Origin of the sequence: Faecalibacterium sp. I4-1-79 (assembly GCF_023347235.1) — a bacterium.
In the GTDB taxonomy this organism is placed as follows: Bacteria; Bacillota; Clostridia; order Oscillospirales; family Ruminococcaceae; genus Faecalibacterium; species Faecalibacterium tardum.
Genome location: NZ_CP094467.1, coordinates 1,367,163 through 1,384,012 on the forward strand (window position 1 = coordinate 1,367,163; position 16,850 = coordinate 1,384,012).

A 16,850-nucleotide genomic window follows, 5' to 3' on the forward strand; every position below is an offset into this window, starting at 1 on the left:
TTGTTAGTATTGGCAGGAAGCGCTAAGAACATTATCACTTCCGCCACAACGCTAAGGCAAAGCGAGGGAATCCCCGTTGGAACAACTGATCGATTTTCACGCACCGGAAGTGCAGGCGGTGCTGGATACACTACTAAAAGATAAATCCACCGGTAAAAACATCATCTGGGCCACCGACCCGCCGGAAGAACTGCAAACGGTAATGTACGAGCCTGTCACGGATAGGTCGCAGATCACCACCCAGCAGCTTGGGCTGACCCACTACGAGGTGGTGCTGCCCCGGATGATGAAGCAGACCGACACCCAGCAGCAGCGCACCCGCAAAAAGGGCGAAGTGTTCAGCCCCGCATGGGTCTGCAACAAGATGAACAACGCACTGGATGCTGACTGGTTCCGTGCGCTGGGGGCAGGGGAGAGCGCCGGGCAGTTCACGGTGGAACTGCCCCAAGGCTGGCAGACGGTGGAAACGCCGGTGCAGTTCCCGGCTTGCGGGGGCAAGACCCCGGCATGGGTGCAGTATGTGCAGAGCCGCCGCTTGGAGGTGACCTGCGGCGAAGCCCCCTTTCTGGCGTCCCGGTACGATGCCGCCACCGGCGAGATGATCCCGGTCGCCCGGCGCATTGGCATTCTGGACCGCAAGCTGCGTGTGGTAAGCGAGAACGCTGCCACAGAGGACGAGTGGCACAAATATGCCACCCATGCGGTGCAGTCCACCTACGGCTATGAGTATCAGGGAGATAATCTTTTGCTGGCGCGGGTCAACCTGCTGCTGACCTATGCAGAGCATCTGCAAGCCCGCTGGCAGCGCAAACCCACAAAAGAAGAGTTACAGCCTATCGCCACCATCATCAGCTGGAACCTGTGGCAAATGGACGGCTTGCACCTGTCTGTGCCCGGCGGCAAGCCCCAGCCGGAGACAGAACAACTTGACCTCTTCTCAATGTTTGGCACGGTGGAAGAGCAGACCCCGGCAGTATCGTGCAAAGTGAAAAACTGGCGCAAGGGCAGCCATGGAACCGCCCAGAACTTTGAAACCATTCAGGAAGGGAGTACCAGCATGAAGTTTGATTATGTCATCGGAAACCCGCCGTATCAGATAAGTGATGGCGGTGCCGGCGTAAGTGCAACGCCTATCTATAATCGTTTTATCGAAGCAATCAAAACTACACATCCCGGCGCAATTTGCTTGATTATTCCTGCAAAATGGTACTCCGGAGGTAAAGGACTAGATAAGTTCAGAGAGGAAATGCTAGGAGATAGGCATATTTCAACATTGGTTGATTATTCTAATTCGCTAGATGTTTTTCCGAATGTAGATGTTGCAGGTGGCGTTTGCTATTTTGTCTGGAAAGAAGCATATAACGGTAAGTGTAAGTATACAAACTATCGTAATGGAAAAGCTGCAACAGCATACAGAGATTTGAATGAGTTTCAAACATTTATTCGCTATCCAGTTGCATCCGAAATAGTCAAAAAAGTAAAAGAAGATGGAGAATTAACACTGGATAAAGTGGTTTCCAGCAGAAAACCATTTGGACTTGCAACAACAGCAAAGCCAATGAAAACCGGTGACATTACACTACGATACAATGGAGGACGTGGCCCATATAAAAGTACCGAGATAAGGGTAGGAACAGAAATGATTGACCAATGGAAAATTATCATTTCTCGTCTTACGGCAGAACACGCAGGACAACCAGCCAAGGATGGAAAGTACCGTGTTCTTTCGACGATGGAGCTTTTGAAGCCGGGTGAAATATGTTCCGAAACGTATCTTGTGGCGGGAGCATTTGATTCAAAAGAAGAAGCAACCAACTATATGGATTACTTAAAGACGCAATTTGTTCGATTTCTTATCCTACAAATTGCAATGACGCAGCAGTTAAGCAAAGCGTCATTCGCATTTGTTCCTTGTCAGGATTTTACAAGAAAATGGACAGACAAACAACTGTTTGAAAAATATGATTTGTCTAGTGAAGAAGTAAACTATATTCAAGGAATGATAAAGGAGATGGCATAATGGCTGGCATAACCCTGCGCACTGCCCGGCAGGTGGTGCCCATGATCTACGCCTATACCACCCCGGAAATTGCCCGGCACAACGGCTGGACGAAGATCGGCTACACCGAGCAGTCGGTGGACAAACGCCTGAAACAGCAGACCCACACCGCCGATGTGCTGTTCCACGAGGAGTGGCGGGGCAATGCCGTCTACGACGACGGCAGCGGCGAGGTGTTCACCGACCACGATTTCCACGCCTACCTCCGCAAGCTGAACGTGGAGAACGACCGCAAAAACGAGTGGTTCCATCTGGATGGACAGCAGTCCCGGCGGTATTTTCAGGATTTCCGCATGAACCGGGGCCGTGTGCAGCTGGATGCTGCCATCGCCTACACCCTGCGGGAAGAGCAGGCAAAGGCTGTCCGCGACACCAAAATCTATTTCCAGAGCCACCCCGGCGGGGAATACCTCTGGAACGCCAAGCCCCGCTTTGGCAAGACCCTTTCCGTCTACGACTTCTGCAAGCAGGTCGATGCACAGACGGTGCTTATCGTCACCAATCGCCCTGCCATTGCCAACAGCTGGTACAGCGACTATGTGCGCTTTCTGGGCAGGGAGTCCGGCTATCTGTTCGTAAGCCATGTGGATGCCCTTGCCGGGCAGCCCCATGTGCTGGACGAGCAGGGCTATCTGGATGCCGCCGCACAGGGCGAGGAACTGTATAAGCGCATTGAGTTCGTCAGCTTGCAGGACATGAAAGGCTCGAAGTATTTCGGCGGCGAGTACGACAAGCTGCGCCACCTGACCGAGCTGAACTGGGATGTGTTGGTCATCGACGAAGCCCACGAGGGCGTGGACACCTACAAGACCGACCTTGCCTTTGACCGCATCCGCCGCAAGTTCACGCTGCACCTGTCCGGCACGCCCTTCAAGGCGCTGGCGAACGACAAGTTTGCCGGAGATGCCATCTTCAACTGGACCTACGCCGACGAGCAGGCCGCCAAGCGGAACTGGCAGGGTGACCCGGGGCAGCAGAACCCCTACGCAAACCTCCCTATGCTCAACCTCTACACCTACCAGATGTCCGAGATCATCCGGGACGAGATCCGTCAGGGCGTGGAGATCGACGGCGAAACGCAGGAATTTGCCTTTGACCTGAACGAGTTCTTCAAGGTGAAGCCCAGCGGCAGCTTTGAGCACGAAGCTGAGGTGGACTGCTTTCTGGATGCCATGACCACCCAGAACAAATTTCCATTTTCCACCCCGGAACTGCGTGCCGAGTTGAAGCACACCTTCTGGCTGCTGAACCGGGTGGACAGTGCCAGAGCGCTGGCGAAAAAGCTGCAGGCGCACCCGGTATTCCGGGACTATGAGGTGATCCTAGCCGCCGGTGACGGCAAGCTGGATGACACGGACGAGAACCAGAAGAGTTTTGACCGGGTAAAAGCCGCCATCGCCCACCACGAAAAGACCATCACCCTGTCGGTGGGGCAGCTGACCACCGGTGTCACCATCCCGGAGTGGTCAGCGGTGCTGATGCTCTCCAACCTGAAAAGCCCGGCACTGTATATGCAGGCAGCATTCCGTGCCCAGAACCCCTGCCTTTTCCACGAAAACGGCACCTTCCGCCGCAAAGAGAACGCCTATGTGTTCGATTTTGACCCTGCCCGCACTCTGCTGATCTACGAGCAGTTCGCCAACGACCTTTCACAGGACACCGCCAGCGGCAAGGGCGACACCGAGGAGCGCAAGGCGCACATCCAGAATCTGCTCAACTTCTTCCCGGTCATCGGCGAGGACGAGGAAGGGGAGATGATCCCGCTGGATGCGGAGAAAGTCCTCAGCATCCCCCGGAAGATCAAGTCCAAAGAAGTGGTACGGATGGGCTTCCAGAGCAACTTCCTGTTCCAGAACATTTCCAACGTGTTCAGTGCTCCGCAGGAGGTGCTGGACATTCTGCAAAACTTCCAGCCCATCAGCGAAGCAAAGGCAAAGCCCATCCAGATCACCCCGGACACCGGCGCAGACCTCTCCCTGAACGACAAGGGCGAGGTGGATTTGGACGAGGGCTACGTCATCGGCAAGGCAGCGGATGTGTTCGGGGAAAAAATTTACGAGAGCACCCCGGCACTGGACACCGCCTTGCAAGACCTGACAGATGCTCCGGCTCCTGCCAAAGAAGAGCATCTGGAACCCCTGAAGAAAAGCATCACCAAGGAGATCATCACCCCCATGGTGGAGCAGGCAAAGCAGGAGTATGGTCGGGACCTGAAGCTGTCTGACCAGAAGCGGTTTGAGAGCGCCGCAAAAGCCAAAATGGATGTGGCGGTGAACAAGGTGGTGGACAACTACCGCATCGACCAGAGCCAGTTGGAGATCCAGCGCACCCAGCAGCTGCAAAGCTGCACCACCGCCCAGCAGCGCCAGCAGGTGAACCGGGAGTTTGACGCAAAGCAGCAGCAGAGCACCGCCGCCCTCATGGAGACGTTGCAATCCACCATCCAGCAGACGGCGCAGGAGATACAGCAGACCATCGTGCGCACCGTGGAGACCAACCAGAAGGAGCAGGAGAAAAAGGGCTACGAGGACACCGTCCGTGACCATCTCCGGGGCTTTTCCCGCACCATCCCGTCCTTCCTCATGGCCTACGGCGACGAGACTGTGACGCTGGCAAATTTTGACCGGATCATCCCGGACAAGGTCTTTCAGGAGGTCACCAGCATCACGCTGGAACAGTTCCGCTTTTTGCGGGACGGCGGGCCGTACATCAACCAAGCCACCGGACAGGAGGAGCACTTTGCAGGCCACCTGTTTGATCCGGTGGTGTTTGACGATTCGGTGAAGGAATTCCTGAACCTGAAGGTCAAGCTGGCGGATTACTTTGACGAGAGCCGCACCGAGGATATCTTCGATTACATCCCGCCCCAGAAAACCAACCAGATCTTTACCCCCAAATGGGTGGTGAAAAAGATGGTAGACCTGCTGGAACAGGAAAATCCCGGCTGCTTCGATGACCCCGGTAAGACCTTCCTGGACCCCTACATGAAGTCCGGCCTGTACATTACGGAAATCGTCAAGCGCCTTTACCGCAGCGAGAAGATGCGGCAAGCCTTCCCGGACGATAACGCCCGGCTGGAACATATCTTTGCCAAGCAGGTCTATGGGCTTGCGCCCACTGAGATCATCTACCGCATTGCCATCAGCTACATTCTGGGCTTTGCAAAGGATCACGGCATCACCGCCCACCATATCCGTCAGGCGGATACGCTGGAATTTGCCAAGGCAGGCACCATGGAAAGGGAACTGGATAAGATCTTCAGAGATTGACCAATAGAATACGGCATAAAACCAAAGGCGGCTGTCTGCATGGGTGCAGATGGCCGCCTTTTTGCTATGCTTGTTACAAAAACGGACGAATTTGTCAGTTCTCGTTACATCGGAGCCGGACCAGCTGTCCGTTCAGGACAGCTTGCCCGGAGCAAGAGTGCAGAGGTGCGGGTCGCCAGTGGCGACCTCAAAAGGCCGCAGGCATTTTGAAGCACCGACCGAGCCGACAGGCGAGACCGCAGCCCTTTGAAGGGAGTCAAGGGGGAACGCCTTGCCCAGTGATATGATGCTGTGCGTCATATCCTACTGGGTATTATCTGGCGCAAAATGGCGGCAGATCCAGCAGCTCCGCTGCTGCGTTCTCCAACGCCAAGCTGTTGAAACGGAGATTAGAAAAATCATTTATAGTCAGATTATTTACATATAATAAATAGGGGCAAGGAAATGTTTATCGTGACCATTGACGGTATCTTTTTACTATTTAAAAATATTTTGAAATAACCTTGTATAAAGAGTATGTGTGTGATATAATCTATTTAAAGATTGTTTGAAATAGATTGGAGCGTGATCGCTTGGCTATAAATGAAGTGTTAGCTGCTTTAGCAGACGATACACGTCGAAAAATTCTGCTAAAGTTACAGGAAGGTAAAATAAGTTCAGGAGATTTAGCAATCTCATTGGATATGACACCACAGGCATTGTCATACCATTTATCGAAGCTAAAAAAGGCAGACTTGATTTATGAAACTCGATATAAAAATTATATTTATTACGAATTGAATTTATCTATCCTTGATGAAACAATTATGTGGATCAGTAATTTGCGTGGAGGTCAACAATGAAAAAGAAAATGGTCGTTTTTTACAGTCTCATGTTTTTACCATTGGTAGTTGTCCTGATTGCCTTACAGTTCTTGCCAGAGCAAATCCCGGCTCATTATGATATGAATAATCAAGTGACACGTTGGGGTAGCAAATATGAAACACTAATTTTCCCTGTAATTACAGTTTTATTTGGCTATTTTATGCTTGCCATGGCTAAGTTATCCTCAAAACAAGAAGAAAATGGAAGTAATAACAAAAATGTATGTATTGTGACTGGAATAGCATCTCTTGCACTTTTCAACGCTATGACGGTCTATTTTTTGTATGCTGATTTCAATTCGATTGAAAATCTGTCTTCCATTGCACTTGATATAAATCAACTTTTATTCGGACTGCTTGGAGTTTCAATGGTTCTATTGGGTAACATTATGCCAAAACTACGAATGAACTCAGTTGTAGGGCTGAGAACCGTATGGAGTATAAAAAATGAAACAGCGTGGAAAAAAAGCCAACGCTTTGGAGGTATTTCGTTTATCGTGGGAGGTATTATTATAATCATAGTATGCTTTTTGACGAAAGGCTTTTCTTGCTTTTGGTGGACAATGAGCATTGTAGCAGTTCTTTTGATTATTAACACCTGCTATACCTACACATTATCAAAATACTAATGCCGCAATCCGTGATTCACGAGATGCTATATATGAAACACCCTACAAGACTAAAAATCTTGCAGGGTGTTTTCTTGTACTCTAATTTATATGTAACCAGCCCCGAAACCGGGGCTGAAGATTTCTCCGAAATGACGGATGCGGAAGCCCAGCAACTGGGATTTCCCTTCTGATGGACAGCGGTTATACGGTCAGTTACAGGTTTGGTTACGCAGCAGTTACACCGAAAAGTCCGCATAACTGCTGCGTTTTCCTCTTTCTGTAACCATGTAACCTTAAAAAGATAAGAAAAAGTATAAAGCTCACCGGATGCCCTGTGTGCAGAAAAAGAGAGTTTTCCTGCCCGGTTACAGGCGTTCGGTTACAAGGAATTGGAGGTCTGCCTATGAAGGAAGTTCGCGTTTGCGAAGCAATGAAGTCCCCGGTGGAGACTTCAAGCGACGGAACGGTCTTGCATCAGCAAGATGGAGGGACCAAGTCCCGACAAGTTCCGATCTGGGAAAAGAGCAATTTAACGCTGGAGGAAGCTGCGGCTTATTCCGGCATTGGCATCAATAAACTGCGCGAGATTACCAACGAGGATAAGTGCAAATTTGTCCTTTGGGTGGGCAACAAGCGTTTGATCAAGCGCCGTCTGTTTGATTGCTTTATCGAGCAGGCGTATTCTATTTGAGAATGATGCAACGTCTTTTCTATTCGATATCGGTGGAAATCGCATGGTCGGTATGGTATACTAAAATTAACCCCTATATGCGCTTTTCACAGAAAGGAGTTTCTAAATGTCTGAAAAGCGCAAAGATAGCAAGGGCCGTGTTTTGAAGGATGGCGAAAGCCAGAGAGCAAACGGCACCTACGACTATCGTTATACCGATATCCACAAGAAACGGCGTTGTATTTACGCTAAATCCCTGACAGAGCTGCGGAAAAAAGAGGAAGAACTGTGGCGCGATTTGGCAGACGGCATCGACTACGCCGCCGGAGAGATGACGGTGGCTGATCTGGTTGACCGCTATATGAACCTGAAACGTGGGTTGAAACCCAATTCACTTCGGTCGTACAACACAGCGGTCAAGCGGATTCATGCTGACCCTTTCGGGCAAAAAGCCATCAAAACGGTAAAATTGTCCGATGCGAAAGGCTGGTTCGTGTTTCTGCATGACAGCGGTTTCAAGCAAAACACCATAGGAATCCTGCAAAGCGTTGTCAGACCGGCGTTTGAGATGGCGGTGGAGGATGACATCATCCGCAAGAATCCATTCAAGTTCAAGCTGTCGGATGTTGTGCCGAAGGACGCTTATGTGCGTGATGCACTGACCAGAGAACAGCAGGAGAAATATCTGCAATTCGTTCAAGACTATGGCGGCAACTATTATGATGATATCGTCATTCTTATGGGAACCGGCTTGCGTGTGAGTGAGTTGTATGGCCTGACACGAGCAGATATCGACTTTGAACGGCACTGTATCCATGTCCGGCGGCAGCTTTGCCGGACGGCTGAAAAGCCCTACTTTGTCACACCGCCGAAAACAAAAAGCGGTATCCGCAATGTTCCCATGACAGATACCGTTTGTGCGGCATTGCGGCGTGTAGTAAAAGCTAGAGCGTCCACGAAAGTGGAAGCGCTGGTAGATGGTTGCAGCGGATTTCTCTTTCTGGACAAGTCCGGAATGCCGAAAGTGGCAATGCACTTGGAAAACTATATGCGTGGCGTGCAGGGAAAGTTTGAGAAGGCGTACAGCAAACCTGTTCCGCGCATTACACCTCATGTGCTGCGACACACCTTCTGCACCAATGTCCAGCAGGCCGGGCTGGATGTAAAAAGCCTGCAATACCTGATGGGACACTCCAATGCCAGTGTGACGTTGGATGTCTACACGCACAGCTTCATTTTATGTATACCCCGCACCTCTGCTGCCCACCCTAACAGCAACGGAAAGGTGGTGGCTTCATGTCCGGCAAACGGGTATTGGCGGTGTATGCCGCTTTGCTGCTGGGGTTTGCGGTGGTGCTGTGCCGGTTGTATCTGCTGGCGCTGCACCCCGCCTATGCTGCACGGGCGGCGGCGCAAAGCACAGTCACCTTACAGCTGCCCGCCCGGCGGGGCAACTTTTATGATGCGCAGGGGCGGCTGCTCACCGGTCTTGAGGAGCGCTGGCAGGTGGTGTGCTTTCCCGGGCAGGGCAATTACGACCGGCTGTATGCCTGTACCGATGCCGCCGGACAGGCGCTTTTGTACCGTAGCCGCAGCCGCGCCGCCCCGTTTTTGCTGGAGGTGAACTGCGACCCCACTCGTCTTGGTCTGACCGGTTACCCCACCGCCCGGCGGTATGCCGCAGTGCCGCTGTGTCAGCATCTGCTAGGCTATCTGGATGGCACGGGTCATGGCGCTGCCGGGCTGGAAAAGGCATTGGACGGCGTGCTTTCCGGCACAGGGGAGCACAGCAGCCTTATCTGCGATGTTACGGCGCAGGGCACGCTGCGCACCGGGGAGATGCCCCGGCTTTTGCAAGCCGACAGCGGGGCACTGGGCGTGCAGCTGACCATCTCCCGCCCGGTGCAGCGGGCGGTGGAGGCAGTGGCAGCAAGTACCATGACAAACGGCTGCATTCTGGTGTTGGATACCGCCACAGCGGCGGTGCGCGCCAGCGTCAGTGTGCCGGGCTACGACCCGGAGCACCTGGCCGACAGCTTACAGGCAGAGAACAGCCCCTTTTTGAACCGGGCGCTGCAATGCTACGCGGTGGGGTCAGTGTTCAAGCCGGTGCTGGCGGCGGCCGCACTGGAAGCGGGCTTGCAGCCGGTTTTCGAGTGCACCGGCGCGGTGGTAGTGGATGGACAAATTTTCCGCTGCGCGGGCGGGGTGCCGCACGGGCAGGTTGACCTTGCTGCTGCGCTGGAAAAAAGCTGCAATGGCTATTTTATCCGTCTGGGGCAGCAGCTGGGCGCGGAAAGCCTGCTGGATGCCGCCAAGGCTTTCGGCTTTGGGCAGAGCCTGCCGCTGGCAGAAGGGCTTGCCGCCGAGGCTGGTCAGTTGCCCGCCCCGCAGGAGTTAGCGCAAAGCGGGCAGCTGGCTAATTTCAGCTTTGGGCAGGGCAGTCTGCTGGCAACACCTATGCAGGTGGCGGCGATGTTCAACACCTTTGCAGCGGACGGCGTATACCGCGCTCCCTATGTGCTGCAAGCCACGCTGGACGAGACCACAGGACGGCCGGTGGAAAACCTCAGCCACCCTCGGGGACGGCGGGTGATTCCGGCACAGAGCGCAGCGCTTCTGCGCGCCATGCTGGTACAGGTGGTGCAGCAGGGCACCGCGCAGGATGCCGCTGGGCTTTCCGGTGGGGCGGGCGGCAAGACCGGCACCGCCCAGACCGGGCAGTTCACCCCGGAGGGCGCCGAGCGCTGCAACCTGTGGTTTGCGGGGTTCTGGCCGGCAGAAAAACCCCGCTATACCATTGTGGTATTGCAGGACGGTGCGATCCACACCGCGTACTCCGGTGCGGATATCTTTGCGCAGGTCTGCAACGCGCTGGAAGCGGCGGGATAAATGCGCGGATTCTACTTGCAATTTTGGCTTTGTTATGTTACTATATAGTCGTATTTTTGCGTAGTTTTCCGTATTTGCAAATAAAAGGAGCGTTACGATTCATGTCTGTTATCGAAATTGTTGGCGGTGCCATTCTGCTGGTGGCTTCGCTGGTCATCGTTTTCCTCACCCTCATGCAGCACACCCACGGTCAGGGTCTGTCCGGTGCCATCAACGGCAGTGTGGGTGGTGCCAACAATGCGCGACTGACCCCGGCAGATCAGATGCTGGCTAAGGTCACCCGCATTGCAGGCGTGGTGTTCTTTGTGGTTGCTATTCTGGCTTGCCTGTTTGCAGGCCGTCTGGCAGGCTGAGAAGGCGTTGCAGCCCCGTGAACGGACGGGGCTGTTTTTCTGTGCAGAAAAAAGTGTGGGCAGCCGGTTCTGCGGGCTGCCGCAAAGAGGGGACAGGGGAAGAGTGCCCGTCCCAAGGCAGGGCTGTGCTCCGCAGGAGATGCACAGCCACGGAAGTGAAGGAGAAAATATTTTATGGCAATGCGCGATAAAATTGAGCACGCGATCCAGAATCAGCCGTGCACCGTAAAAGATCTGAAGAATAAGTTCGGCGGGGATCGCGGTGCAGACCGCAAGGTGATGGAGGCTGTGGACCAGCTGGTGCACGAGGCTGTCATCTGCCAGCGGCAGGGCGTGTTCTTCACCGTGCGCAGCGGCCGTGCCGATAAGGCACTGCTGTGCAAGGTGGTAAAGCTGGGCAAGAATTTTGCCTTCGTCATGCTGGAGGACGGCACCAGCGATATCTTTATCCCCGGCCGGTTCACCCGCGGCGCGATGCCCGGCGACAAGGTGCTGGTGGAAAAGTTTGCACATCCCCGGGTAGAGGGCAGCGATGAGGGCGAGATCCTTGCTGTTCTGGAAGAGAAAAATTCTCTGATTGGCACCATGCACCGCATGGAGGGCCGCCTGAAGTTCGTGCCGGACGATTGCCCCGCCATCTCCATGCAGGTCATGCGGGACTGCGAAGGCAGCGCCAAGGACGGCGACAAGGTGGCAGTGGAGATTTTGCTGCGCGGCAACCGTCAGGAGGATCACCGCGTAGGCGTTGCCATGCGCTTTGGCAGCTGCGACGAGGCCAAGCGCTGCGCAAAGGCACTGCTCTACGCACAGGATATCCGCAACCGCTTCCCGGACAAGGTGCGGGACGAGGCCAAAAAGCTGGACAACGCCGAGGTGTCTGCTGCGGACTGCGAGGGCCGCATGGATCTGCGCGCCCTGCCCATCTTTACCATCGACAGCGCCGAGACCAAGGACATCGATGATGCTATCAGTCTGACCAAGACCCCGGACGGCGGCTTTGAGCTGGGCGTGCACATTGCGGATGTTTCCAACTACGTCAAGCCCGGTTCCGAACTGGACAACGAGGCCTTTAACCGCGCTACCAGCGTCTACTACGCCGATCAGGTGGTGCCCATGCTGCCCAAGCAGCTGTCCAACGGTATCTGCAGCCTGAACGAGGGCGTGCTGCGACTGGCCTTCTCCTGTTTGATGCGGCTGGATAAGGACGGCAACCTGACCGACTACCGCTTTGTCAAATCCGTCATCCGCAGCCGGGTCAAGGGCGTGTATTCCGAGATCAACGCACTGCTGGCCGGTAGCACCGATGACGAATTGACCGGTAAGTACCACGAGGTGCTGGCACAGCTGCCTGCCATGAAGGAGCTGTACGGCCACCGTGCCCGTCTGCGCAAGGAGCGCGGCTGCATGGATATCGAGAGCGGAGAGGTGAAGCTGATCCTGGACGAGGACGGCCACTGCATCGACGTGAAAAAGCGCACCTCCGGCGAGAGCGAGGCCATGATCGAGGAATTTATGCTGCTGGCAAACCAGTGCGCTGCCCACTTTGCCCGCGTGAAGCAGATTCCCTTTGTGTACCGTGTGCACGAGGAGCCCAACGCCGAAAAGCTGGAGCGCTTGCACGGGTTGCTGCAGGCCTGCGGCGTCAACGACCATTTTGCCAAGGATGTGCCCACCCCTAAGGAGCTGAGCGCCATTCTGGAGGGTGTGCGCGGCACGGCCTACGAGCAGATCATCAATGTTGGTATGCTGCGCTGCATGTCCAAAGCTGTGTACGAGGAAAAACCCAAGGGACACTACGGTCTGGTGTTGCAGGACTATGCCCACTTCACCAGCCCCATCCGCCGCTACCCGGACTTGGCCATCCACCGCATCATGACTGCTCAGCTCAAGGGCACGGACAAGGACACCATGATCCTGCGTTACAGCGAGTTTGCCGAGGACGTTAGCAAGCAGGCCAGCGAGCGCGAGGTGATTGCCATGCAGATCGAGCGCAAGGCCGAGGACTGCTACAAGGCCGAGTATGCCCGCCGCCATCTGGGCGAGTGCTACGAGGGCCGCATCTCCGGCGTGACCCAGCGCGGCCTGTTCATTGAGCTGGAAAACGGCGTGGAGGGCTTTGTGCCCGCTTCCAGCCTGACCGCTACCGGCACCATGCTTACCGAGGGTGTGCGCCTTTCCGACCCCGTTTCCGGCAAGAACTGGAATCTGGGCGATACCATGATGATCACCATCGTGCGCGCAGACGTCAATCTGGGCAAGATCGACTTTGAGGTCGCCCCGGAAAGCGCAAAGCAGTAACCTTATCATAAAACAAAACAGACTGTCCCCGAAGCAGATCGCGTAAGACCGCGCTGCTTCGGGGACAGTTTTTTGCAATTCTTAGGATCTCCGCAAAAGAAAATGCCCGCCTGAAGACCAGACGTGCGGTAAATCGACATGGAAAATATCAAAGCGGATACTTCCCGAAAAACTGCTGGGCGATTCCATCCAGTTGTGCGGTGATCTGCCGGAAATCCTGATTGAGATCCAAGGTGCGTGCACCGATCTGGTTGCCGCCCAAGTTGAACAGGCAATTCGGCGTGATGGCTTCCTGCGTTTTGGCGTAGACCAGCAGCCCGGAAACGTTTCCGGTATGGGCGGCGTCCTGATTTTTGACGTAGGTGTAGATCTGGTAGAGGTTGGCAGAATGCAAGGTCTCTTTGTTGAAACGCTGCTGCAATGTCTGGCTGTAATACTTGGCATCCAAAATCAGAATTTTTTCGTGGAAACGTAGAAAAATATCGGTTTGCATGGCGGGGAGAAACCGCAGCATGGCAGCATCGTGCTCTCCTACAAGATCCCATTTGACCTGTGCAGCTTTAACTTCGGTAAGATAGGTGTGGTGCTTTCGGTAATATTCCAGAATAAAGCGTTCGTACAGCTTTGCCATGTGTTCATCCGAAAATGCTGTCATTTTATAGCTGCCGTTTTCGGTGGTCTGCAGCATATCGTGCAGCACGAAATAGCAGAGATTCAGCAGCATCTCGTAATTCTGATTGCTCCGCTGATAATGTAACTGCTTCCATGGGATTTGAGAGGAAAGCAGTACAGAAACCGTGTCCAGAAACAGAAGCACTTTCTTCAATTCCACTTTGCGCGCAGCAGAAACATTCTCGTCCCGAAGCAGCACTTGCAGGGTGGTTTTCAGGATCTGGTTATACAGGTTGTCCTCCGAAAGCTCGTCAAAGGTACAGGCGACCTGGGGCTTGTGCTGGATGCGGGCCTTAATGGTCTGCGGAAGATCCAGCTTTCCCCGCAAAACCGACTGGGTCTCACTTCGGGAAACATATTCCCGATAAAGCCCCTGCTTCAGCTGCCGGGAAACGCCCTTTGCAAGGATAGCGGCAAACAAATCGTCGATGTGCTCAAACTTTTCCGAGGCAATGCACTGATAATCCTGCTGCTGCAGCACCTGATAGGCGTAGGAGAGCATATAGTAGATGTTCTGGATAAAGATCCCTTTGTCAGTCGTCATTGAAAACACCACGCAGATTTTCTTCCCAACGATGCAGCTTGTCGGGCGCATCGAACCAGTATTCTGCCAGCGTAGGGAGAAGGTCAAATTCCACCACAGAGCGCATCCAATCAGCGGTGCAGGCGGCAGGGTCGGCCAGACAGAAGTAGCTGTGACCAATACGGAAGCCGGAACCAAGGGAGGCATCTGCAGTGATCTCCCGGTTCAATGCCTTGACCTGTTCCACCAGAGCATTGAAGGTTTCATTGTCAAGCGCAGATTGATAGTTCTGGAATCCCTCGGAGGTGAACGCCGGTTCCATTTCAAAGAAACTGAACCGTCTGCGCAGCGCATAGTCGATCATAGCGAGACTCCGGTCGGCAGTATTCATCATGCCAATGATGTAGAGATTTTCCGGGACATAGAAGGGCATCCCATTATAGGCCAGCGTGATCTTTTCACCCCGGTGGTCACTTTCAATCAGCATCATCAGCTCGCCGAAGATCTTGCTCAGGTTGCCCCGGTTGATCTCATCGATGAGGAAAAAGTACTCCCGGTCAGGGTCGTTGGAAGCCTTCTGGCAGAAGCGGTAAAATACACCCTCGGTCAGTTTGAAGCCGGAGCCATCCGGCCGGTAGCCCAGCATGAAATCCTCGTAAGAGTAATTCTGATGGAACTGTACGAACTCCACCCGGGAAGAATCGGCTTGGCCCATCATGGAGTACGCCAGCCGTTTGGCGGCGTAGGTCTTTCCAACGCCGGGTGCGCCTTGCAGAATAACGTTCTTTTTACGGCGCAGTAGAGAGACCAAAACGTCATAGCGCGGTTCGCTCAGAAATACGTTGTTCAGAAAATCTGATTTTGTATAAGCGTTCGATGCTATCGAACGGACAGGTGCTGGATTTTCTTCCCGGATGAGATCCAGAATAAAGTTGTATTCCCCTTCCGAAAGCTTGAAAAGGCTTCCATTCTGTTGTACAAAAAACTCCATCTTTTCCAGTTCCGGACAATCTTTCAGAGTGGAGTATTCAATGGGGGATATTAGATTTTCGGTCTTTTCAAAATAAAGTTCTTTTCCGTTATTTTCTTGTGTGATTTTTGCAAGGGCAACTACTTTTTTAACGGGGTTGGCCTCGTAGCAGATGACGGGATCACCTGCCTTAGCATCCAGAATGTTCTGAAAGATCCGCCGCTTATGACCGCTTTCGTTGTATAATGTATACGATTGTTCTTCACCGACTTTGAGATCGGAAAACTGCCAGATTTTTGGACTTGCGGTCAGCCACCAGTAGTGGCGGGGAGAAGCAGAGTCTTTTTCAGAAGAAACGGCATAAAGGGGAATATGTGAAAGGTCAGTTTTTTTCAGGGCTTGAATAAGCTCATCCCGCAAACGCCAAATATAAGAGCCGTCTTCTTTGGAATCTGCGCTTTTACCGGTATACAGAACAGGCCACCAGCGGGAGTTTTCGCTGTCGCGCGGCATGAGGGGACAATTTGTCTTTTCAACGACCCTTCGTGCAAGGCTGGAAGAACCCATATTGTAGAAGCCGGCAGCTTCACCGTACTTGATCGCAAGCTGCTTGCAGGTGGCTTGACCACCATAATCCAGCATACATTTCATAATGCGGAGCGCATTCTGTGTAAAGACAGACGGGTCGTTCAGCAGACTGATCCACTGCTCTGTAGTAATGCCCGGATCATAGTCTGCTTTGCTGGGAAACCACTCGGATTCCTTCTGAGCGACTGTCTGTTCCTGAAGATAATAGCGGCTCAGATAAAAGCCCAGATCAATGGCAGCAATATTCCAGTGTGTGTCGGGCCAGTATTTCCCGGCAGGGGCTGCATCAATGGCGCTGCGGATCATCTGGGTGACGGCAGTATTTTGGCTCAGCGCTGCCCGCAGTTCATCATAAAGACGATAGCTGTTCAGCAGAGAGTCGATGGAACCATCCCGTTTGGGTGGTGCGTCAAAGTTTAATTCTTTTGCGATATCACGGGATACGGCATACCGATAGGCATAATATTTATCCGGGAACTGAAGCCACAGATAGACGCTGATAGCACTGGTGTTCTGGTAGTGGTTGTTCCAGCTGCCATCGTTGTATTTTATGCGCAGGGATTCGGCAGCAGCTTGAAATGCGGCGATGCGCTGAGAAAGCCCGATGGATTCATCAAACAGACTGCGGAACATAGCGCGGGTGGCTTCACAGTCTGCTGCTGCGAAATTCAGGATCATCGCGCGGGGATAGGCATAGCCGGTGTCCAGAAGCGAAAAGACCTTTGCAGTGGCTTCCTTGAACATTCCGCCAAAATCTGCCGCGTCAATATTCCAGTGGTCGTGGAATTGTTGTGCAGCTTCCCATTTGAAATCTTCTCCATGAAGCCAGTGCTGCGAAAAATAGGCCTGGTATCCGCGCAAAACAGGCTCCAGCTTTGCATGATCGATCATAGCTGCTCCCTCCAAAAATCAAAAAGTCTTTAAGATATTGTACCACGATAAAAGTAGAAACACCATATTCCGGCAAAAGAAAATGCCCGCCTGAAAACCAGACGGGCGAATGACTGTCACTTTGCTGCAATTTTTCTCTGATTCTTCGCCAAAACGCAGAAAATGCGGAAACCACTTGATTTGCGTGGGTT

At 53.2% G+C, this 16,850-nt stretch carries 10 protein-coding genes and 1 pseudogene; 9 read left to right on the forward strand and 2 right to left on the reverse strand.

Annotated elements, in window-relative coordinates; translation table 11 throughout:
• The first annotated feature begins 76 nt into the window (after positions 1-76).
• The 9 genes and pseudogenes from MTP36_RS06765 to rnr all read left to right on the forward strand — a co-directional run bounded on the left by MTP36_RS06765 (position 77) and on the right by rnr (position 13,015).
• Complete coding sequence (locus MTP36_RS06765; protein WP_249254241.1) at positions 77-2,020, forward strand: Eco57I restriction-modification methylase domain-containing protein; 1,944 nt, start codon at positions 77-79, stop codon at positions 2,018-2,020.
• Positions 2,020-5,328, forward strand: a complete 3,309-nt coding sequence (locus MTP36_RS06770) for a DEAD/DEAH box helicase family protein (RefSeq protein WP_249254242.1) — start codon at positions 2,020-2,022, stop codon at positions 5,326-5,328. The genes MTP36_RS06765 and MTP36_RS06770 overlap by 1 nt, the downstream gene beginning before the upstream one ends.
• Positions 5,329-5,900: 572 nt before the next feature.
• The gene (locus tag MTP36_RS06775) at positions 5,901-6,170 is read left to right on the forward strand and encodes a metalloregulator ArsR/SmtB family transcription factor (RefSeq protein ID WP_081028388.1); all 270 of its coding nucleotides are present in this window, start codon (positions 5,901-5,903) and stop codon (positions 6,168-6,170) included.
• Complete coding sequence (locus tag MTP36_RS06780) at positions 6,167-6,820, forward strand: SdpI family protein (RefSeq protein WP_055185098.1); 654 nt, start codon at positions 6,167-6,169, stop codon at positions 6,818-6,820. The genes MTP36_RS06775 and MTP36_RS06780 overlap by 4 nt, the downstream gene beginning before the upstream one ends.
• Positions 6,821-7,205: 385 nt before the next feature.
• On the forward strand, positions 7,206-7,493 hold the full coding sequence (locus tag MTP36_RS06785) for an excisionase (protein WP_005932579.1): 288 nt from the start codon (positions 7,206-7,208) through the stop codon (positions 7,491-7,493).
• Between the two features lie 106 nt (positions 7,494-7,599).
• Positions 7,600-8,691, forward strand: a pseudogene (locus tag MTP36_RS06790) (tyrosine-type recombinase/integrase); the annotation flags it as partial.
• Between the two features lie 77 nt (positions 8,692-8,768).
• Complete coding sequence (locus MTP36_RS06795; protein ID WP_249254244.1) at positions 8,769-10,364, forward strand: penicillin-binding transpeptidase domain-containing protein; 1,596 nt, start codon at positions 8,769-8,771, stop codon at positions 10,362-10,364.
• A 101-nt stretch (positions 10,365-10,465) separates the two neighbouring features.
• Positions 10,466-10,717: a preprotein translocase subunit SecG gene (gene secG, locus MTP36_RS06800; protein WP_005923602.1), complete on the forward strand. Its 252-nt coding sequence runs from the start codon at positions 10,466-10,468 to the stop codon at positions 10,715-10,717.
• A 174-nt stretch (positions 10,718-10,891) separates the two neighbouring features.
• Entirely contained in the window at positions 10,892-13,015 is a 2,124-nt protein-coding gene (rnr, locus tag MTP36_RS06805; RefSeq protein WP_249254245.1) for a ribonuclease R, read from the forward strand.
• Positions 13,016-13,163: 148 nt separating this feature from the next.
• On the opposite strand, the gene mcrC is transcribed toward rnr, so the two are convergent.
• A complete protein-coding gene (gene mcrC, locus MTP36_RS06810) occupies positions 13,164-14,231 on the reverse strand; it encodes a 5-methylcytosine-specific restriction endonuclease system specificity protein McrC (protein ID WP_249254246.1) in 1,068 nt (355 codons plus the stop codon).
• Entirely contained in the window at positions 14,221-16,659 is a 2,439-nt protein-coding gene (locus tag MTP36_RS06815) for an AAA family ATPase (protein WP_249254247.1), read from the reverse strand. Before MTP36_RS06815 ends, mcrC begins: the two co-directional genes overlap by 11 nt.
• Positions 16,660-16,850 lie beyond the last annotated feature (191 nt).